Source organism: Chryseobacterium sp. FR054, assembly GCF_056844565.1.
In genome coordinates, this window is record NZ_JBXDSA010000001.1 from 714,987 (window position 1) to 735,758 (window position 20,772).

The following is a 20,772-nucleotide window of genomic DNA, read 5'->3' on the forward strand; positions in this document are numbered from 1 at the left end:
TCTCTGTTATTTAATTTTATTAGGATTATCCGGATGTTTTTTCTGAAATTCCTCCGCAGCCTTTATTTCGGTTTCCAGCCATTTTTCAAAAGGTAGCTTTTCATCATTATAATCTGCTGCATACACCATTTTTCCGTCTTCAGACACCATAAATTTAAAACGGTAGCCCGATCCTGTATTTTCTTTTCTGTAATCGTAGGTATTCACCTGATAAAACGGGAAGTTTTCTTTGGGCCTTTCTACAATTTCAAAGTATAGTTTTTTTTCATTTTCAGACAGTTTATGGTAAAGATTTACATAATAAATATCTGAAAGCTTTTTATTTTGCTGATTAAAAAACTGAAGAATATTCTTCTCTTTTTCATTATAACTGAATGGAAACGGATAATATTTCCCGTCAATTTCTATATCTTTTTCAGACTTCTGTGATATAGGCTGAACCACTTTTCCTTTGGCATTCATCATTCCCCATGTTCCGCCAACGATGGATTTGTGTTCACTTTCTGTTTTTTCCCAGCTGCAGCCGTCGCAGAAAGAAGCGTACCCATAGTTGAAAGGGGATACGAAATCATGTTCTGCTGCGATGACTGTTTTCCCGTTTCTGTCAGCAAATCCTATCTTTCCGTTTTTAACGAATCTTGTCAGTCCTTCAGAGAAATAATCTGCTCCGTTATCATAGAGAAAAGGTCTGTACAGGAAATTTCCTTTTCTGTCGTAAACATATCCCCATTCATTTTCCCGGCGCTGTTCTCCTTTTTTTTCTCCATCGAAATAGATGGTTTCTCCTTTTACCGGTTCACCGTCTTTAAGGTCTGAGTAAATCATGAACCGGGCAGGAACAATTACTTTTCCGGCTTTATTCTTTACTCCTACCAGAGAATCTTTGGATTTGAAATACTGTAAAGCTTCTCTTTTCTGGGAGAAGGCAATGATCGGTATCAGTAAAACGGCAAACAGTGTTCTTTTCATATTCGTCAACAGCTCTGAAATAAAATATGCAGCCCCAAAAGGCTGCATACTTCTTTATACTTTAAGATCAGCTTCCAGTCCTATCAAATCTTTATTCTGATCCAGGATCGGCTGGACTTCATTCTTGATGAACTCCTCGGTCTGAATCGGGGCAAACCCGATAAAGTTTTTAGGATCTAAAACTTCTTTTAATTTCGATTTATCTAATTTCAAAGAATCGTCGTTTAAGATTCTTTCGATAAGGTCATTTTCTTTTCCTTCCACTTTCACCTGCCTGGATGCTTCCATGGAGTGAACCCTGATCACTTCGTGGATTTCCTGACGGTCTCCTCCTGCTTTCACTTCTTCCATGATGATGTATTCTGTTGCCATGAAAGGAAGCTCTTCCATAATATGTTTGTTAATTCTGTTCGGATATACCACGATTCCGTTCATGATATTATTCCAGATCAATAGAATAGCATCAACAGCAAGGAAGGCCTGAGGAATTGTTAATCTCTTGTTGGCTGAATCGTCCAGTGTTCTTTCAAACCACTGTGTGGAGGCTACCATCGCAGAACTTGTCGTTAAAGACATTACATATTTTGCCAACGCCCCTATTCTTTCGCTTCTCATCGGATTACGTTTGTAAGCCATTGCGGATGAACCGATCTGGTTTTTCTCGAATGGTTCCTCAATTTCCTTAAGGTTCTGAAGTAAACGTAAATCGTTGGTGAATTTATGGGCAGATTGTGCGATATTTCCTAATAATGCAACCACTTTCGCATCAATTTTTCTGTCGTAAGTCTGTCCGGATACTCCGAAAACTTTTTCAAAACCGAATCTTTTTGAAAGTTCTTTATCGAGATGTTTTACTTTGGAATAATCCCCGTTGAACAGCTCAAGGAAACTTGCGGCCGTTCCTGTGGTTCCTTTTACGCCTCTGAAACGAAGAGTCTCAAGGAAGAAATCAAGCTCTTCAATGTCAAGAACCAGACTCTGTAACCAAAGTGTTGCTCTTTTACCCACAGTCGTTAACTGGGCAGGCTGGAAGTGGGTAAATCCCAGCGTAGGAAGATCTTTGTACTGAATAGCAAAATCAGACAGGTTCTTCATTACGTTAACCAGCTTTTTCTTTAAGATCAAAAGTCCGTCACGGATCTGGATAAGGTCTGTATTATCTCCTACAAAAGCTGAAGTAGCTCCTAAGTGAATAATTCCTTTTGCTGAAGGTGCCACATCTCCATAGGTATGAACGTGAGCCATTACATCATGACGGAATTTCTTTTCGTATTCTGCCGCTTTATCGTAATCGATATTTTCAGCATTTGCTTTCAGTTCGGCAATCTGCTCATCTGTAATATCAAGACCTAAGTCTTTTTCGATTTCAGCCAGAGCAATCCAAAGCTTTCTCCAGGTACGGAATTTGTTATTATGTGAGAAATTAAACAACATTTCTTCACTGGAATAGCGCTCTTCCAATGGATTTTTGTAGGAATTCATTCTTTTCTTTTACTTTTTAGATGTACAAAAATACGGTTTTTCAGTGAGAGATAAAAATCCTGTTTTTATGATTTTTAAACCCTGTTTTTTATCGATTGATACAGATTCTTACTGAAAAAATTAAGGGCTGTACTGCTATACCGAAGTTAAAGAGACCGCCCACATCCGGAACAGTCTCTGTTTTGTTTTCAAAATAATATAAAGCATTGTCCTTTACATTATTTATTCAGGAATCAGTATTCAAGTCCGCATGATGATCCTACCAGAATACATTTTCTCACAAATGAACACCAGAAATACCCTGGCAGACACATTGGAATTCCTCCCTGAACGGTTTTCAGATCCTGTTTTGAAAGTTTTCTTAAGTTTTTCATAATAACATTTTTTTGATTTTTTCCTACTCTGTAAGCTTTTCGGATCCGGCTTTAATTTGGTTATACCAATATACCTATTTTTGAGGGAAATAAATTATAGTACAGAAGGATTTATGAGTATTTTTTATATTTCGCTGATAGGGCAGATTGGGCAGATTTTTATTTTTCTCACAGATTTTGTGAATCTGCTGTATAAGTTTTGGCTAAAGCCGGATGGATGGTTTATTGTTCAGGCGGACGAAAGTACACCTCTATTGAATCAATTCTGCATATAAGATCTTATTGTATGTTGTTGAATTTTAAACTTTATGCTGATTCCTAAACCTAATAGGTCTTTGAGACCTATTAGGTTTTTATTAAGCACACTCATCCGCTAATCAGCGATCTGCAATAAAAAATACTTTTGATTTTACAGGTCCGGGGCAGTTTTTACTTTATAGTCCTCTAATCTTTTATTTAGAAATAAAACACTACAAAAAAAGCCATCCGTAAGGGATGGCTTTTCATTTGAAAAATTGAATCTATTTATAAATAACTACGTTATCTTTTTTAAGCTGGTATCCTCCTTTTTTGAAAGGAACCAACGCATACTCTCCTTTTTTCCAGGCTTTTCCTTTTCCTGCGCGGTCCAGGATAATGCTTTCCGAGCCGGTACCCGGCACAAAAACTTCAGCTTTTTTCATGTCTTTGCTGAAGATCACTGCAGCCATGGAAGTAGAACTTCCTTTAGGAGCCACTTCAGTCAGTTTGATTTTCTGCTCAAACACTCTTACACAGTCTTTTTTGATCTGAGAATAAGTATATCCTGCCGAACCTATGCATCCGTGTGCATCTCTATCTCCTCCCAATACAGGTTTCTGTTGTGCAAACACCAAAGAACCAAGAAACATCGCGCCAAGTAAAATTGTTTTTTTCATTTTTGTTATATTAAGGCTATAACAGTGTTATTAAAAATCATGCCAAAAAATTCAAAAAAAGACGATGCGTGTTGATTTTTATTTTCCGCAATTTTACCAGATTACTGTTATCATATTTTAAGTTTAACAAATTCAAAGCATTCCTTTTCTGTAAAGGAAAATATGACAAAAATAAAGCTGTTTTTCACTATTTAAAATAATATTTCAACATTTGGAGATAAAGCATCAATCATCCGACTCATATTCCATGAAATTAAGAATCTGTTTAATCTGATTGAGAAGCTGGGGTTAACAGATAAAAAATGAAAGAAAGTGGCTGGAAGTTATTTTAGTATTACTGATGACTTTGAAAATTCCTTTCTCCGCTCTCAGTTTGAGGCTAATATCATTCGGAAATTCTTATCCCGAAATGGGGTTACACCGAATTATCAGAAGTATATTCAGGCAGTGAGCAATAACAAAGCCCTGTCATTATGTTCTGACAAGGCTTTTGTTTATATAAAATATATTAAAAAAATTATGCGGAATTATTTCGTCCAGTTGATCTTTGAATGTTTTACTTCCTGGGAATTTGTACCGATCATGAGGTCAAATTCTCCTGCTTCCCAATCGTATTTCAGGTCTCCGTTGTAAAATTTCAGATCTTCAGGGGTAATGTTGAAGGTAATTTTTTTAGATTCTCCTTTTTTCAGCAGTACTTTCTGGAAGCCTTTCAGTTCTTTTACCGGTCTTGTGATGCTTCCCACCATATCTCTGATGTACAGCTGTACGACTTCCGCGCCGTCAAAATTACCGGTATTGGTTACGGTAACGGATGCCTGAACCGTCTGATTTCCTTTAGGGTTCGCAGTGGATACGGTCATATCCGAGTAACTGAAATTGGAATAACTTAATCCGAAACCAAACGGATACAATGGTGTGTTACATTCATCCATATAGTTGGACCGGAACCTTTCGTACTCACATTTATCTGTTTTCTCCTGACTCAAAGGACGGCCTGTATTTTTAGCATTGTAGTAAATAGGAACCTGTCCCAGGCTTCTAGGGAATGTCATCGGAAGTTTCCCGGAAGGGTTTACTTTTCCGAACAGTACATCGGCAATGGCATTTCCAGCTTCTGATCCGGCAAACCATGCGTTCAGAATGGCATCGGGCGTATCTTTTACATTGGTAAGAGCCAGCGGACGGCCTGTGAAAAGAACGACGGCAACAGGCTTCCCGGTCTTTTTCAGCTCATTCAACAGGTCTACCTGAGACTGAGGAATGGTAATTTCTGTTCTTGAAGAAGATTCTCCGCTCATTTCCGCTGATTCTCCGATGGCGAGAACCACGACATCTGCTTTACGGGCTGTTTCTACCGCTTCTTTTAACAAAGCTTCTTTGGAACGGCTATCCCTGTCTGTTTTTTTGCCGTGAGCTGCATAGATTTCTTCCAGTTTAGCATTATCATCAATATTGGCTCCTTTGGCGGAAATGAATTTCACGTCTTTTCCATAATTGGCCTCCAATCCCTGCATCAGAGAGACGGAAACGGCATGTTTTGTGGCCACACTCCATGTTCCTGCCATATTCAGTGAGTTATTTACCAAAGGACCGATCACTGCTACGGTTCCTGATTTTTTCAACGGAAGCACCTGGTTTTCATTTTTCAGCAATACCATAGACTGGGCAGCCGCATTTCTGGCAATGTTCCGGTTTTCCATATTATAAACCTCTTTTGCAGCCAGTTTGGCATCTCCGTAACGGTAAGGGTCATCGAACAGTCCCAAGTCGTATTTGGCTTCGAGTATTCTTCTGGTTGCCATATCGATCTCGGCCTGGGTTATTTTTCCTTCGGTCAGTGATTTTTTAAGAGTGGTCAGAAAACCTTCTCCCACCATATCCATATCTATTCCTGCTTTTAAGGCTAATGCTGATACCTGCTGCAGATCTCCCATTCCATGTTCTACCATTTCATTGATTCCGGTGTAATCTGTTACTACGAAACCTTTAAAGTTCCACATTTTCCTCAGCACTTCGGTCTGAAGCCATCGGTTTCCTGTGGCGGGAACCCCGTCCACTTCATTGAAGGAAGCCATTACGGAAGCTACTCCTGCGTCCACAGCAGCTTTGTAGGGTGGGAAATATTCATTGAACATTCTTACATGACTCATATCAACGGTATTGTAATCACGGCCGGCTTCTCCTGCCCCATATAAGGCAAAATGTTTTACACAGGCTAAAATCGTATTGCTGAGAGACAGGTCTTTTCCCTGGTAACCGTATACCATATTTTTAGAAATTTCACTTCCCAGATACGGGTCTTCTCCGGAACCTTCGGAAACCCTTCCCCATCTTGGCTCACGTGAAATGTCCACCATTGGCGAGAAGGTCCAGTTGATCCCGTCTGAAGACGCTTCTTTTGCAGCCACTCTTGCAGACTGCTGTACGAGATTCATATCCCAGGAAGCGGCCAGTCCCAACGGAATAGGAAATGTGGTTTCGTAACCGTGAATGACATCCATTCCGAAGATCAATGGGATTTTCAGGCGGCTTTTTTCAACAGCTACTTTCTGAACGGCTTTTATTTTATCTGCTCCTTTTATGTTGAACAGTCCTCCCACTAATCCCTGTTCTACTTTTTTTCCGATATCCGAGCTTTGGGCCTGCCCTGTTGTAAAGTCTCCTGAGGTAGGAAGGTTAAGCTGTCCTATCTTTTCATCCAAAGTCATTTTCGACAAAAGATTTTCGACAAAAGCTTTTCTTTTAGCCTGGTATTGGGCAGTCTGAAAGGACTGTACCGGTTTGGAGACCATTTCCTGGGCAGAAAACACCGGCGAAAGTGCCAGAGCTGCGAGTACAATGAACTTTTTCATAGATCTATCTTCTTTAATTATTGTTTTGTTGGTTTAACGCAATGGCGCTAAGGTTCTTTTTAATGTTTTTATGCTTTCAGGGCGCAAGGGCGTTACACTCAGTTAAGGGTGATTCTTCTTGCTTTTATTTGCTTACCTTTTGTCATAAAACAATTTTCTTCAATTAATACTTTGTTGGTTTTAGCGCAAGGGCACTAAGGTTCTTTTTAATGTTTTATGCTTTCAGGGCGCAAGGGCGTTACACTCAGCAATCGCGTTATTTTTTCTTCTTTTATTTGTTATTGTATATGATTTCAAGCTTCATATGGTTGGTTTCGCCGGTTATTTTATTTTTGACAAAAGACTCAAGTACATTGCCGTGTTCATCGTAAGTTTTATAAGTTTCTTTTTCTTCATCGGAGAACTCTTTTCTTACTTTTCTGCCATTTTCAATGTAATATACAGCTACCAATTTACCATGCGTGTATTTATTCACTCTATCTTCCAAATACTCCAGCTGGGAACTGTGTTCCATATCATCATCATAATCTTCTTTTGTCTTACAGTAATAGCTCCCATATTCTATATTATACCTGTCAAAATAATCGTATTCCTGAAGATAATAAGTGAGCCCGTTTTTTGAAAAATCGGGGCGGTAGAATGAATATTCATAGCTGGTCTGATTGCCAAACGTATCATATTCAAAAGTTTCCAGTCTTATATCCTGCATAATTTGCGGAAATACTTCCTCATCCATAGTTTCCATGTATGCCCGGTAGAGTTTTTCCTTTTCTTCGCTGAATCCGAAGGTTCCTATCCTTATTTTACGTTTTTTGTCATCATATACCGTATAACTGATCTTATCTTCAAACCGTTCGATCATTCCGTTTTGAAAATAATCATAGGTTTTAACCACATCAGGAAAATCATTAAGCCTTATATATTTTTTCAACATACGGACAGGGCGGCCTTCATTATCATAGTCTGCCGTAAGGTGATAAGATTCATCATAACCTTCCAGATCAAAAATAATCTCCACCAGATCAGATCCTCTGAAACGATATATAATTTGGTCATGTATTTTAAACAGCTGCTCATTTTCATTCTGTTCTATAACCAGTCCTAGTCCCCTGGAAAAGAAATACGGATCCGATTCTCTTTTATCAAAAGGATTATTGAGATCAATAGATGTTTCAAGAATATTTTTTTCACTATCCAAAGCGGTCTCCGTAGAATAATTCTGATGGTATTCGTAAACAATTTCAGAAACTTCAGGATGTGCAAAGTTCAGCTGCCTTATCTTTTTTGAGTTTTCAAAAAAAGCAGACACTGTAAGCTTTCCGTTTTCATATTGGTTTACCTGAAGAATATCGGCAAGATTCCCCTTAAGATCGTACGGTCTGATAATATCTGTTTCTTTATAATCGATTGTCATTTTTATATTCTCTTTGGGTTTATTGTATTAGATCTCTGTTGGTTTAACGCAATGGACATCAGTTTTTTTAATGTTTTATATTTTTGCGCTACCACTCAATAAAGACTCATTTATTTCTTATTTACCCGTAAAGATAATGATCGTATTTATTTGGTTTCTTTTTTCTTTGAGAGCATCCATTCATACAACTGAGGGTCCGAATAGGCCGAATCCCACGAATTGTGATTGTCATTCGGGAATATTTTCAATTCTGCCGAAGGATTCACAGGGTGCAGCTTCTGATAAAAATTGAGTGCGTTATCAGGAAGCACAATATCATCCATTCCTCCGTGAAAGATTTTCATATTTAAATCTTTATACTGATTGATATTCGCATACATTACCCGGTCCGTAGGAGCGCATACAGAAACTACCGCAGCAAACATTTCAGGATGTTCCATCGCCAGCTTCAGAGTCCCCCAGCCTCCCATAGAAAGTCCCGTAAGGTAAATCCTGGACGGATCTATTTTATATTTCTTCTGGATTTCCTTTATTAAATTATATACCGTTACCGTATCCCACCAGGTATCTGCCGGACACTGCGGAGCCAGAATAGCAACAGACTCTTTGATCAGACTTTTATAAGTAAACGGACTGTGTGCTTTTACCGCTTCCAGATTGTTCCCTCTCTCACCCGCTCCGTGAAGAAATACGATCAGCGGAACATTTCCTTTTATCTTTTGGGGATAGTCCAGAATGTATGATATTTTCTCTGTTTTTTTGAATTCTTTGTTGAGTTCTGCCTTTATTTCCTGAGCGTTCAGATGTAGTGAAAACATCAGAAACAAAAGGAGAATGTATTTTAGATTTAATTTCATATTGCTATTTTAATATTTAAATGAGGTAAAGCCTGTTTCAATTCAATAATGGCGGGGTTAATTTTTAAATGGGGTTAAAGCCCATTTCTATTGAATAATGATGTCTGATATTCAATTGAAGACTGCATTATCCGGTGGTTTGATTTTTTATGAATGATGGTTTTATTTTTTGACAATTTTTTTAATGAATCAATTATTATTTTATTTCATATTTTTCTGACCGGAAGTTTAGTTTTTTAAGGCCCTGCCGGATTTCCGGAGCATTCATAAATAATTTCCAGAGGAATCCTGTTCTGTAATTTTCTATCATAGGAGCAATCGTTCCCTGATCAATGGCCAGATATCTCGGGGTAAACCAATTCTTATAATGAATGGAAGTGGCATCATAAGGTCCTGCTGATCCTATAAATTCAGGTTTCTGAGTATAGATAAATCTTAAAAAGTCCATAGATTCTTTGGGCGTATACGGGAAGCTGCTCAATGCGGCTGTTGGAGTGATCACCCCATTGTCATTGGAAGGCATATGCGCGGTGTAGCCCGTGCTTCCGTCGTCATTTCTTGTATATCCGGCTGTCAGCCCCCAATAATCAGGACCATAGCCTTTCCATTGTTTTGGATTTTCAACACAGTATTTATAGTCGATTAAGACTTGGTTTTTATTAATTTCGAAATAATTTTTCACCAGTTGATCAGACAGTCCCGAAGGATCGAGTCCGATATAGGAATACTGCGACCAGAAGAGCGGCCCTCCGTATTCTTCAGCATAATTGTGTTTTACGTACAGTGGAAGTCCGTATTTGGTTTTGCCGGTGAGATAGCTACCGTTTCTTGTCCAGCCTTTGTAATAGGTTTCAGCGTCTATGGAATAGGTGGGTGATGAAGCGGCCAGAATGTAGGTAATCAGGCATTCGTTGTATCCTTCCAGCGGAAAATTCATTTCCCACTGATATTCCGGCGACCAGTGCCAGTACAAGACTTTTTCACCGCCTTTGGTATACCAGTTCCATTGAATTCCCTTCCAGAGTTCATCACATTTTTCAGCAAGGGCTTTTTCTTCGGGAGTTCCGTTTTTAAAATATTCACGAACCATGAGAATTCCTGAAGTAAGGAATGCCGTTTCTACTAAATCGCCACCGTTATCTTTTTTACCGAAAGGAACTGTCTTTCCTGTTTCTCCGTTGATCCAGTGAGACCAGGCTCCTTTGTGCCGGTCAGCTTTGGCTAGAAAATCCATCATATGGGAGAGTCTTTTTACCGCTTCTTTCCGTGGTATGAATCCTCTTTCAACGCCTACCAGAATAGTTGCCAGTCCGAATCCCGAACCGCCGGTAGTAATAACATGCTTATCTTTATCAGGATAAATATTATCTTCATGATAGCGTTCTCTTCCCAGCATTGATTTGGGTTCTGCATACTCCCAGAAATATTTCAGAGCATCTTTCTGCACTCTGTCCATCAGCTGTTCATCTGTAATCTGATTTTTTACAGCTTCCTGTTTCTGTTGGCCAACGGGAGCACTTTTGCATGAATATACCAGCAACAAAGAAGTGACAGCCATTGATACTATTGTCCTTTTCATGAACTCTTTTTTACCTGATTTTACTAAAAGAAGAGGAGAACTTTCATTCTCCTCTAAAGTTTATATATTGATTAATAGCCCGGATTTTGGGTAAAATTACCATTGCTCTGCTCCATTGCATCTAAAGGTATCGGGAATACCTCATTCTTTCCTGCTTTAAATCCATAAGGAGCAAGTACCGTTGCAGCCTGTCCGGTTCTTACCAGATCTACGAAACGATCTCCTTCCAAAGCAAGTTCTACTCTACGCTCGTGCCAGATGGCAGTTCTGAGTGCAGCCTGAGTAGAGGCTGTTGTACCACCTAAGTGGGCTCTGGTTCTTACCTTATTCAGATTGGCGGCAGCTGTTGTTGTATTTCCCAGTTCATTGGCTGCTTCTGCATTGATCAGAAGGATTTCTGCAAATCTTAAGATTCTGATGTTTTGTATAGATCCGTAACCACAGGCACTGTTATTTAAGGCTTTTGGAACATATACTTTCTGGTTATAAGTGGTCACAGACTGAGCATCTCCCATCGCAATCAGATCTCCTTCCGGTGTTGTTTCTCCGTTTCTGAGTATGGTAAGCTCTTTTCTTATATCTCCCGTTTCAAATGCATTTTCAAGAGCATTTGAAGGTGTAAAAAAGCCCCAGCCAAACTGATCTCTCACTCCCTGAACCTCTGCATACTGGCTTCCTTTATACGGAGGAATGCAATCGCAGTTAACTTCAAAAACCGATTCTTTTCCAAACTCTCCTGCAGGTCTGAATAAGTGATTGAAATCAGGATCCAGATCATATCCCATAGCCACTACCTGGCTGGAAGTATCATAAGCTTTCTGCCAGTCTTTCTTATAAAGATATACTTTTGACAGTAAACCCAATGCCGCTCCTTTTGTTACCCTTCCCAGGTCTGATGCAGGGTAAGTCTGGGGAAGAATATCAGCTGCTGCGGTAAGATCTGAAATAATAAAATTATATACTTCTTCCACAGAATTTCTAGGTTTATCATATACGGTTTCTACTTTATCATAAATCGGAACTCCACCATAGATCCTTACCAGATTAAAATAGAAGTAGGCTCTTAACATTCTGGCTTCAGCAACCAACCTGGTTCTCAGATTGGCATCCATATCTATTCCCGGAACATTGGTTATTACCTGGTTTGCTCTGTTTACGGCCTGCCACTGCCCGATCCAATATCCCCTTACACCTTCATCACTTACTGTATAAGTAAAGTTATCATATACATTAATAAAAGAGGCGTCACCAGGATTAGATCCTTTTACGACATCATCTGCCGGTACTCCAAATACGAACTGATAAGGGAAAGCCGAATTTTCCCAGCTTCTTAAAAAGCTATAAATAGCACTGGTTGCCTGAAGAGCATCTTCCTGGGTTTTGAAAAACGAAGAAGCTTCTGTATACCCTTCCTGTTTAATATCCAAGTAATCATCCTTGCAGCTTACTACAAGTGAAAATAATGCGATTGATAAAAATATCTTTTTCATGATCTTTCTTATTAAAATGTTAAGTTTAAACCAATCGTATAAATAGCTGAGATTGGATAAATATTATTATCAACACCCATTTGTACACGGTCAGTATTTAAGATTTCCGGTGAGAATCCGTTATATTTAAAGCTTGTCCAGGGGTTCTGGGCACTTACATATAATCTTAATTTGGTGATAGACATAGCATCTGCAAATGCTTTAGGTAAGTTATAGCCAACCTGAATATTTCTTATTCTTATATAGCTTCCGTCTTCTACATAAAAACTGTTGGGTAAAATTATAGACTGATCATTTGTTGCCATCGAATAGGTATTGGATGTACCTGCCCCATGCCATCTGTTATTGTAGAAGTCCAGATCCCAGCTTTCATTTCCATAGCGTTGTTCTCTGTTGAAATTGTAAATTTTATTTCCGAAAACACCCTGGAAATCAATAGCAAAATCGAAATCATAGACATTCAGATTAACACCAAATCCATAAGTTCCTTTAGGGATGGGACTTCCCAGAAATGTTTTATCTCGGGTATCTATGACACCGTTTCCATCAAGATCTGCAAATTTAAAGCCTCCGATTTTAGCTCCATTCTGAGTGGCCCATGCATCTACTTCTGCCTGGTTCTGGAAAATACCCGTTACCTGATAGCCATAATATGAACCTACTGCCTGCCCGGCCTGCAGTCTTATGATTGAATTACCATATAAACTGGCTCCTGTCTGTAAATAAGATCCGTTGAAGACGGAAGTGATTCTGTTTTTCAGAGTGGTCATATTTCCATATACCCCAATTTTTATATTGTCATTGATTTTCGTATCGTAATTAACAGAAAACTCAAAGCCTTTATTGTTGAAAGAGTATGCATTCGTAATGAAATTGTTCCAGTTGCCGGCACCGGAAACAGTTCCCTGAACAATACCATAAACAACATCTTTGGTGTCTTTATCAAAATAAGTGGCATCTATTTTCAGTTTATTATTGAGTAATGCCATTTCTACTCCAAAGTCTTTACCTGTTGTGGTTTCCCAGCCAATATTCGGATCTATGATCTGGTCTATGGTCTGTGCCGGATATCCTGCATTTCCGTAATAGGTTCCCGCTTCAATAACACTTGTGTTCAGTGTATAGGCTCTCTGAACATCCGGATTACCTAATTTCCCCCAGCTTGCTCTCAGTTTTAAGAGATTAAAGACATTCTGTTCGCTCATAAAGTTTTCCCTGGAAACTACCCATCCTGCACTTACAGCCGGAAATATACGGTATCTGTCATCAGAGGAGTACTTAGAAGTTCCGTCTCTACGTATAGATGCATTCAAAAGGTATTTTCCGTCGTAGCCGTAATTTAATCTTCCGAAAAAAGATTCGATTCTGTCCTGATATGGAATTACATTTCTTTCTCCTTTATCAAAACTCGTCAGGTAAATATCTGTTCCGTTGGAAATACCAAGTGAAGAGTTGGTTCCATCATAGGCAACGTTCAGTGCTTCTGCGTAGTTCTGGGAGTAAGAATTCCTTGTTCTGGAAAACCCTGCCAGTAATTCGATATTATGTTTTCCAAAATCTTTTTTCCAGCCTAATGTATTATCCCAGATATAGTTCCTGGTTTTGGCATCTCTTGTTATGAGTTTAGAAGGTTTCTGGTCGGCAGTGGGAACATAGCCAAATGTCGGCGTATATTCATATTTGCTTGAATTGATATTATCAGAGCTATAACTAATCCTTAAAGTAAAATCTTTTAAAAACTTATATTCTCCCCATACATTATTCAGTAGTCTTTCTTCTCTGGTCTGAGATCTGAATAAATCTAATTTAGCCCTGGGATTCGGTATCTTAGCCAGTGTAAAATATTGGTATCCTCCTGTTGCCGGATCAGTCGGTCCATAAATAGGGGGCGAAGAATAAGCATCCAGCAAAGTATTCTGCGCATGGTCTGTACGCATTTTTGAAAAGGTGAAATTATTTCCGATCGTGATATTATTGGTAATTTTATAACTCAGATTGACCTTAGTTGTAAATCTGTTAAAGCCACTACCGGAATTAATCCCCCTTCCCGCTGCCAAATTCCCTTCATCCTGAAGATTTCCCGCACTTAGGTAATAATTCAGTTTTCCAAGATTTCCTGAAGCTGAAATATCATTAGAATTAATGATACTTGTTCTGAAAATTTCTTTGAACCAGTCTGTATCTAAAGGATAAGATGATCTGTTTAAAAATACCGGATTATTTACTTTATCATTGATCAGTTTCTCATTATATAATTCCAAATACTGATCTGAATTAACCATTTTAGGAATATTGGTCACTGTTTTGATTCCTAAATAAGAGTTGAAATTAAAGACAGGCTTCTTTCCTTTTCCTGTTTTGGTTTTGATAATCACGGCACCGTTTGAAGCCCGGGCACCATAAATTGCCAAACTGGAAGGATCTTTCAGGACACTCATGGATTCAATATCCTGAGGATTCAGGAAGGAAATATCATCAGTAATCATTCCGTCTACAATGAAAACGGTTTTACCTGTCAGGGAACTGATTCCCCGGATGTCAACCCTGGGCGACCCTCCCGGCGCACCTGAATTCAATACCTGTACCCCTGATAATCTTCCCTGGATAGAACTGATTGGATTTGCATTAGGTCTGTTTGCTAAATCCTTTGCAGAAACGACACCGATACTTCCGGTTACATTTTCTTTTTTCTGAGATCCATACCCGATCAAAACCACTTCCTCGATCTTCTGTTCTTTCACAGTTGTATCTTTTGGAGCAGTCTGCGCATTGACGTTCATACCGAAGTACAGAACCGCAATGAGGCATGAATACTTTAAATCACGTTGTTTCATATAGTTCAATTTTATTTCGTACAATCAATCTCACTGTCTTTTAATAGTAGAGTTATTCTAAATTCTCAAAAAAAGACATTAGTCAAAAATAGAAAAAAAAACCAACAATGTTAACATTTATTAAAATTTTAACAAAATCAGTTAATTTTCAATCAAAAACCCAAAACATGTAAAATAAAAAATAATAAATGATAATAAAAATCAAAAACAATGACAAAATAAACAAATTGAAAATCGGAAATTTCAGTAAAAAATTCACTGAATTGGTATCATAAAATTAATATTTTGTTAAACTAAAGAATAGTGTTTACCTTTGGCGCAGTATTTGAAAAACCAAGAAAAAGACCAATGAAAAAATACCTCATCGCGGCAGCGGTTTTAATAGGAACCGGAACAGCCATTATTACCACAACACAGTCATGCACTTCCATAGCCACATCCGACCTGGGTTTATCGATCATTAAACGGATGCTGCTGAACGGCATAGATAAAGGAATGGGGATTTACAGCAATAAAGAAGCTTTCCTTCAGAACAATATGGTAGATAAGGCTCTTCCGAAGCAGCTCAGAGATATTAATGCCACTCTAGAAAAGATAGCTCCTTCTCTGGTTGCAAAAGAAAGGGACTATATCGCACAGGCTGCGTCCTATACTGTAAATATATCCAAGCCCATCCTTCAGGGTGCGGTAAACAGTCTGAACGCTCAGGACGTTACCAGAATTATCCAGGGTACTACGGCCACCCAGATCCTTAAAGAAAAAACTTCGCAACAGCTTGTGGCAGCCATTGCTCCTAAGGTGGATGAAAAGCTGAACGAATACGGCATTGTAAAAACCCTTAATACCGCCCTTTCCGGGAACAGTCTTTTGGGAAGCCTTCTCGGCGGGGGAAATAACAATGTGAACGCTGGAGGAATAAGCCAGCTTGCTTCTGAACAACTGGTTAACGGGCTCTTCAATATTATTGAAGATTACGAGCATCAAAACTCCAAGTCCCTGTTGGGACCGCTTGGAAAATAGAAAAAAATTCGTTATATTTATATATAATTTAACAACGGCAGATGGACATATTACAAGGAAATCAACATGCAAGCCCTGAAGATTTTTACAACTCTTTAAGGGAAAAACTGGAAGATCATCATGATTTTCCGGAAGATTATTTATTTAAATTTATTATTCCAACAGACCAGGCAAAACTTACCGAGATCTATAAAGTTTTCGACGGCATCAAATTTACACTGGGCAACCGCGAAAGCAAAAACGGAAAATATACAGCCTGTAATATTAATGCATTCGTTCTGGATGCCAATCAGGTGGTGAATATTTATAAAGAAGTAGCCAAAATAGAAGGTGTCATTCTATTGTAAAAATAAGCAGGCCGCCTCAATAGACGGCCTGTTTTATGTTGTGATAGAAATTCCACGGGTTAAGCTTTAAAAATCATTACTGATTTTATAATCATTTATAAGCATAAAAAACGACTGTTTCTTATTTTGAAACAGCCGTTTTTTTTTATATTATTTTTTTTATTTTTCAATAAAGAATTTGACATTTTCAACAGGTCTTCCCAACATGGCTACTGAGCCTTTGATCAGGATCGGACGCTGAATGAGCGAAGGATTTTCAGAGAGAATCTTCAGCCATTCTTCCTCGGAATACTCCTTATCTGCAAAATTCTCCAGATAAAGCTTATCGGTCTTACGGATCAGGTGAAATACCGTCTGATTCAGTTTTTTCAGTACGGTTTTAATCTCCAGAATACTCAGCGGATCCTCAACGATGTCGATGATCTCGAAGGGTACTCCGTTTTCATCCAGATATTCCAGTACTGCATTCGACTTTGAGCAGTCTCCGTTATGTAAAACTTTTACCAGCATGATACGGACATTTAAAAAATTAAACTTTTCTACTCAAATTTAGTAAGAATACCGGTAGCTGGCATCTTAAAATCTGATAAAAAACTGTTAAAACAAACCGTTCAGCTCTGCTTCTATCTTTTCCAGAATAAAGCCGAAATCTTCGGGTTTTTCCACAAAGTCCAGATCATCCACCTCGATGATCAGAAGTTTACCTTCAGTATAATTGGAGATCCATTTTTCATATTTCTGGTTCAGTTTTGAAAGATATTCTATACTGATTGACGCTTCATATTCCCGTCCTCTTTTGTAGATCTTTTTTACCAGGTTCGGGACATCAGATTTTAAATAGATCAGAAGGTCCGGTGCAGAGATAAAAGATTTCATCAGATTGAAAACCGATTCATAATTATTAAAATCCCTGTCTGAAAGAAGATTCATATCATTCAGGTTTTCTGCAAAAATGTGGGCATCCTCATAGATGGTACGGTCCTGGATAATATTTTTGCCGCTCTCTCTGATTTCTTTTACCTGGCGGAACCTGCTTCCCAGAAAATAGATCTGAAGTGCAAAACTCCACTTGCTCATATCTGCATAAAAATCCTCAAGGTAAGGATTGTGATCTACGTCTTCAAACTGGGCATCCCATCCGTAATGTTTGGAAAGCATCGTGGTTAAAGTAGTTTTTCCTGCTCCAATATTTCCTGTAACTGCAATATGCATATTCTTTTTCTCTTAGTATTTATTATTTGATTAAATTCCAGCTTCCTGAACCGTGGAAACATTCTCAAGCAGTTTCTGCAAAGTGTTATCCGGCACTTTTTCTCCGGATGCTTCCGGCTTGTCCTCTGTTTTCTGCCCGGTAGTTTCCGGTACATTTTCAGAGGATTTTTCAGCATCTGCGGAAGAAGTTTTCGGTACGGTTTCCGGTTCAGTCTTCTGCCTGATTTCCTTTATTTTTTCAAGGCTGTAAAGATAGAGTTTGTTCGCTTTGATTGCAAAATATGAAAGGATGTTTTTATCAACAATTTGTGCATCCGGATCTTCAAAAACTTTTATCAGTCCTTTTTCGGGAACATACTTCAGAATAGAATTTCCAGCAATCACCATAATGGTATCGTTTTCTCTCCTGAAACGCTTCCCGTTTTCCAGAGGGGCTTCAAAAAGTTTTTCAAATTTCAGGGTATAGATCCTGATATGTTTCCTGGTGAGGATGTATACCTTATTTTCATATACAAGAAGGTCTGTAAGATCATCAAAACTCACATCAAAAGGATAGGAATTGATCATCGTTTCGTTTCTGAAATTATACTGTATCAGGCGTTTTGTGCTATCATCCAGCAACCATAGCTGCTGAAGGTCTTCTGCATAGGCCATCCTGATAAATCCGAACTTCTGCCTGAAATCAATCCTCTGGATCTCATTCATATTCTGATCCACAAATTTCATTTCCTGTGCATTTTCCGAAAACAAAGGCACACTGAGAGGATTCTGAACGGTCTGGACTTTATACGGAACGGTAAGCATCATTTTTCCAAGCTGCTTTCCTAAAGAATCGTATTTGGTAAAACTAAAATCTTTGTTCTTATAGATATACAGATTTCCGTAGTCATCTGCCAGCATATCTTTTGCCTCCTTGAGTTTTAAGGTATCCAAAGGAAGCGTTTTCTGTCCGAAAGCTGTACAGAAAAGGAAAAAAAATAGTATGTTTAAAAATTTCACCCTTCTTTTTTAATGAGTTCAAGATACTGAAAAATTATTTCATCCAAAAGATCATTTAATCTGATGTCATCATCTTTAATATTAATCAAAACTGAGACCACAAGGCGCTCTTTAGGATATATTCTCAGGTCGGACATTCCTCCCGGATAGGCTCCTGCATGGCCGAAATAATAATTCATGTAGAAATCCCGTCCTGTAATGAATCCCATAGCGTAGGTTTTGTCTTCATTTTTGGGAATCAGCAGTTCTTTAAATGTCTCCCTGGAAACAATCCTGTCTGCATACAGGTAGGAATTGCCCAGCTTAATCAGATCTTCAGAGGTAGAAAGATAGCAGCCCGGGCCATAATTGAAGCTGCAGTCTGTACAGGGTACAATCTTCAGTTCATCATTTAGCCAATAATAAAAACGGGAAGTATCTGCATCAAAATTTCCATCGTCAGGAAGGGTATTCTCCAAACCTGCCTTATCCAGAACCAATTCTTTTTTCGCTTTTATGAGAGACCGGCCGGTAAGCTTCTCGATCAGAACTCCTAAAAGGATATATCCGTAATTGCTGTAACTGTAAGCGGTTCCCGGTTTTGAGATTAATTGGGTATCCTGAAAAGACTGATAGAAATTACTTCTGTGAAGATTGTTTTTCCCGCACAGGAACCCTTTCTGCTGATCCCTGACAAGCCCTGCCCGATGGCTCAGCAATTGCTCGATCGTTATATCATATTCTTTTTCAGGAAGACTGTCCAGGTATTTATAAACACTTTCTTTAAGGTTTACTTTCTTCTGATCCTGAAGGCTTGCCAAGGCTAAGGAAGTCATGGTTTTGGAAATACTTCCAATCCTGAATTTGGTTTTAGAAGGAATGACTTCAGCCTTATTTTCTACATCCGCATACCCTGATCCTTTGGAATAAACCAGCTGGTTTCTATACGAGACTGAGATTGACAGACCCGGAATATTATATTTCTTTCTGAATTTTTCAAGCAGCCTGTCGTTCTTTTTATCAAGAACAGAAAAATCGATTTTATTTTGCCCCGCTGCCCTGCAGAAAAACAGAAAAGCGATTATCGGCATGACCTTTAAATACTTTTTCACCCTATTGTATATTTAATGGAAACTTCATAGATTTTCGGTCAGTCCGGTATTTATTTTTTTTATGAGTTGTTCATAAATCATTTTTCAAAAATAGTAATTTTCCGGTCGTTTTATCAGCAACTTAAAACCAAAACAAATTTCTTATGGATTCAAGTATTTTCCAAATGCATTTAAATTTATAAATATTCAATTTTAACTTAAAACTGTTTAACCTTTTTTCCAACAAAAAACAGCGCCCCTTTGGAACGCTGCTGTATGATTAAAGTTTCAGTCATTTATTTGATCTGTACTTCATAGATTTTCGGCCAGTTTTTGCCGGTTACCAGCATATTATCGCCTTTAAAGGCAATTCCGTTCAGAACATCATCGCTTCCTTTGGTGTTTTGTCTGGCAATTTCTGTAAAGTCAAAAGTTCCTACCACTTCTCCGTTAGCAGGATTGATCTTTAAAATAATCGGTTTCTGCCATACATTGGCATAGATAAAGCCTTTATGGTACTCCAGTTCGTTCAGCTGATCATAAGCCTGCGCGCTTCCTGCAACAGCAATATGTTTGATAAGTTTGGAAGGATCATTGGCATCCAGGAAGTATAAAAGTTTACTACCGTCTGATGCAATCAGGTTCTTCCCGTCATAGGTAAGTCCCCAACCCTCGCCCAATACGTTTGGATAGGCAAATTCCGAAAGCAGTTTCAGCGAACTTTTATCGTAGATATATCCTTTTTTGCTCTGCCAGGTCAGCTGATAAACCTTATCCCCCACAATAGTGCTTCCCTCAGAAAAATCTTCCTGTGCCTGTTTTGTAGAGGCAAGCGGAGTTGTGGTTCCCAGGGTATATTTTAAGATTTGCGATGATCCGTTCTGGCCGTCGCTTTCATAAACTGTATTTCCTTCCACCTGGAATCCCTGCACAAAATTTTTAGGATCGTGCGGATATTCTCCTATGATTTCATATGAAATTTTCTGCTCCGGATTTTTCGCAAATACGTTGATGGTAGCATCCTGGTTCAGAACTTTTCCTCCTTTTGTTTTTACGTTGAAAGTAACGGCATTATCTCCTAATGTAAAGTATTCAGGATCTACTGTAAGGCTTGAAGATTCTTTATCTCCGAAGCTGATGGTAATACTTTCCGCATTTTCCGTCACTTCTTTAGGAAGTTCCAGTTTATCACCGAAATGATAACCTTTTGCCTCCATAGAATTGTTGTAATCATTTAAAGTGTTCAGGATCTTTTCATCTTTATTACAAGATGCCAGCAGGAGAACCGCTGCAAAACCTGCTATGATATTTTTTTTCATTGAATTTCTAAATATTTCCCCAAAAATAGCAAAT

The 20,772-nt window shown here is 38.5% G+C and carries 17 protein-coding genes; 2 read left to right on the forward strand and 15 right to left on the reverse strand.

What is annotated here, in order from left to right; all coding sequences use genetic code 11:
* Positions 1–6 precede the first annotated feature (6 nt).
* The 10 genes from AC106S_RS03595 to AC106S_RS03640 all read right to left on the reverse strand — a co-directional run bounded on the left by AC106S_RS03595 (position 7) and on the right by AC106S_RS03640 (position 14,771).
* Positions 7–969: a WG repeat-containing protein gene (locus AC106S_RS03595; protein WP_482437763.1), complete on the reverse strand. Its 963-nt coding sequence runs from the start codon at positions 967–969 to the stop codon at positions 7–9.
* Positions 970–1,023: 54 nt separating this feature from the next.
* The gene (gene purB / locus AC106S_RS03600; RefSeq protein ID WP_482437764.1) at positions 1,024–2,451 is read right to left on the reverse strand and encodes an adenylosuccinate lyase; all 1,428 of its coding nucleotides are present in this window, start codon (positions 2,449–2,451) and stop codon (positions 1,024–1,026) included.
* Between the two features lie 233 nt (positions 2,452–2,684).
* Complete coding sequence (locus tag AC106S_RS03605) at positions 2,685–2,825, reverse strand: bacteriocin-like protein (protein ID WP_482437765.1); 141 nt, start codon at positions 2,823–2,825, stop codon at positions 2,685–2,687.
* A gap of 521 nt (positions 2,826–3,346) precedes the next feature.
* Entirely contained in the window at positions 3,347–3,742 is a 396-nt protein-coding gene (locus tag AC106S_RS03610) for a hypothetical protein (RefSeq protein ID WP_482437766.1), read from the reverse strand.
* Positions 3,743–4,269: 527 nt separating this feature from the next.
* The gene (gene bglX, locus AC106S_RS03615; protein WP_482437767.1) at positions 4,270–6,597 is read right to left on the reverse strand and encodes a beta-glucosidase BglX; all 2,328 of its coding nucleotides are present in this window, start codon (positions 6,595–6,597) and stop codon (positions 4,270–4,272) included.
* A 271-nt stretch (positions 6,598–6,868) separates the two neighbouring features.
* Positions 6,869–8,011 carry a hypothetical protein gene (locus AC106S_RS03620; RefSeq protein WP_482437768.1) on the reverse strand — a complete coding sequence of 381 codons (1,143 nt, stop codon included), beginning with the start codon at positions 8,009–8,011 and terminating at the stop codon, positions 6,869–6,871.
* Positions 8,012–8,157: 146 nt separating this feature from the next.
* Positions 8,158–8,868 carry a carboxylesterase family protein gene (locus tag AC106S_RS03625; protein WP_482437769.1) on the reverse strand — a complete coding sequence of 237 codons (711 nt, stop codon included), beginning with the start codon at positions 8,866–8,868 and terminating at the stop codon, positions 8,158–8,160.
* 196 nt (positions 8,869–9,064) lie between these two features.
* Complete coding sequence (locus AC106S_RS03630) at positions 9,065–10,447, reverse strand: glucoamylase family protein (protein ID WP_482437770.1); 1,383 nt, start codon at positions 10,445–10,447, stop codon at positions 9,065–9,067.
* A 71-nt stretch (positions 10,448–10,518) separates the two neighbouring features.
* The gene (locus AC106S_RS03635; RefSeq protein WP_482437771.1) at positions 10,519–11,937 is read right to left on the reverse strand and encodes a RagB/SusD family nutrient uptake outer membrane protein; all 1,419 of its coding nucleotides are present in this window, start codon (positions 11,935–11,937) and stop codon (positions 10,519–10,521) included.
* 11 nt (positions 11,938–11,948) lie between these two features.
* The gene (locus AC106S_RS03640) at positions 11,949–14,771 is read right to left on the reverse strand and encodes a SusC/RagA family TonB-linked outer membrane protein (RefSeq protein ID WP_482437772.1); all 2,823 of its coding nucleotides are present in this window, start codon (positions 14,769–14,771) and stop codon (positions 11,949–11,951) included.
* 348 nt (positions 14,772–15,119) lie between these two features.
* On the opposite strand from AC106S_RS03640, the gene AC106S_RS03645 reads away from it, so the two are divergent.
* Together AC106S_RS03645 and AC106S_RS03650 are read left to right on the forward strand one after the other, a co-directional pair.
* Complete coding sequence (locus tag AC106S_RS03645) at positions 15,120–15,791, forward strand: DUF4197 family protein (protein WP_482437773.1); 672 nt, start codon at positions 15,120–15,122, stop codon at positions 15,789–15,791.
* Between the two features lie 41 nt (positions 15,792–15,832).
* Positions 15,833–16,138 (forward strand): DUF493 family protein, encoded by a 306-nt coding sequence (locus tag AC106S_RS03650; protein ID WP_482437774.1) that lies wholly within the window; start codon positions 15,833–15,835, stop codon positions 16,136–16,138.
* Positions 16,139–16,297: 159 nt separating this feature from the next.
* On the opposite strand, the gene AC106S_RS03655 is transcribed toward AC106S_RS03650, so the two are convergent.
* The 5 genes from AC106S_RS03655 to AC106S_RS03675 form a co-directional block, all read right to left on the reverse strand.
* Entirely contained in the window at positions 16,298–16,648 is a 351-nt protein-coding gene (locus AC106S_RS03655; protein ID WP_482437775.1) for an ArsC/Spx/MgsR family protein, read from the reverse strand.
* 87 nt (positions 16,649–16,735) lie between these two features.
* Positions 16,736–17,350: a deoxynucleoside kinase gene (locus AC106S_RS03660; RefSeq protein WP_482437776.1), complete on the reverse strand. Its 615-nt coding sequence runs from the start codon at positions 17,348–17,350 to the stop codon at positions 16,736–16,738.
* A 30-nt stretch (positions 17,351–17,380) separates the two neighbouring features.
* Entirely contained in the window at positions 17,381–18,349 is a 969-nt protein-coding gene (locus tag AC106S_RS03665) for a hypothetical protein (RefSeq protein ID WP_482437777.1), read from the reverse strand.
* Positions 18,346–19,440: a serine hydrolase domain-containing protein gene (locus tag AC106S_RS03670; protein ID WP_482437778.1), complete on the reverse strand. Its 1,095-nt coding sequence runs from the start codon at positions 19,438–19,440 to the stop codon at positions 18,346–18,348. The genes AC106S_RS03665 and AC106S_RS03670 overlap by 4 nt, the downstream gene beginning before the upstream one ends.
* Before the next feature lie 275 nt (positions 19,441–19,715).
* Positions 19,716–20,738 carry a glutaminyl-peptide cyclotransferase gene (locus AC106S_RS03675; protein ID WP_482437779.1) on the reverse strand — a complete coding sequence of 341 codons (1,023 nt, stop codon included), beginning with the start codon at positions 20,736–20,738 and terminating at the stop codon, positions 19,716–19,718.
* Positions 20,739–20,772: the final 34 nt, after the last annotated feature.

Bases quoted from the DNA above. Each gene is read 5' to 3' on its own strand.
- AC106S_RS03675 (WP_482437779.1), bottom strand. From the start codon at position 20,738: ATGAAAAAAAATATCATAGCAGGTTTTGCAGCGGTTCTCCTGCTGGCA.
- AC106S_RS03650 (WP_482437774.1), top strand. From the start codon at position 15,833: ATGGACATATTACAAGGAAATCAACATGCAAGCCCTGAAGATTTTTAC.
- AC106S_RS03595 (WP_482437763.1), bottom strand. From the start codon at position 969: ATGAAAAGAACACTGTTTGCCGTTTTACTGATACCGATCATTGCCTTC.
- AC106S_RS03645 (WP_482437773.1), top strand. From the start codon at position 15,120: ATGAAAAAATACCTCATCGCGGCAGCGGTTTTAATAGGAACCGGAACA.
- AC106S_RS03625 (WP_482437769.1), bottom strand. From the start codon at position 8,868: ATGAAATTAAATCTAAAATACATTCTCCTTTTGTTTCTGATGTTTTCA.
- AC106S_RS03640 (WP_482437772.1), bottom strand. From the start codon at position 14,771: ATGAAACAACGTGATTTAAAGTATTCATGCCTCATTGCGGTTCTGTAC.
- AC106S_RS03605 (WP_482437765.1), bottom strand. From the start codon at position 2,825: ATGAAAAACTTAAGAAAACTTTCAAAACAGGATCTGAAAACCGTTCAG.
- AC106S_RS03660 (WP_482437776.1), bottom strand. From the start codon at position 17,350: ATGCATATTGCAGTTACAGGAAATATTGGAGCAGGAAAAACTACTTTA.
- AC106S_RS03655 (WP_482437775.1), bottom strand. From the start codon at position 16,648: ATGCTGGTAAAAGTTTTACATAACGGAGACTGCTCAAAGTCGAATGCA.
- purB (WP_482437764.1), bottom strand. From the start codon at position 2,451: ATGAATTCCTACAAAAATCCATTGGAAGAGCGCTATTCCAGTGAAGAA.
- bglX (WP_482437767.1), bottom strand. From the start codon at position 6,597: ATGAAAAAGTTCATTGTACTCGCAGCTCTGGCACTTTCGCCGGTGTTT.
- AC106S_RS03610 (WP_482437766.1), bottom strand. From the start codon at position 3,742: ATGAAAAAAACAATTTTACTTGGCGCGATGTTTCTTGGTTCTTTGGTG.
- AC106S_RS03635 (WP_482437771.1), bottom strand. From the start codon at position 11,937: ATGAAAAAGATATTTTTATCAATCGCATTATTTTCACTTGTAGTAAGC.
- AC106S_RS03620 (WP_482437768.1), bottom strand. From the start codon at position 8,011: ATGACAATCGATTATAAAGAAACAGATATTATCAGACCGTACGATCTT.
- AC106S_RS03630 (WP_482437770.1), bottom strand. From the start codon at position 10,447: ATGAAAAGGACAATAGTATCAATGGCTGTCACTTCTTTGTTGCTGGTA.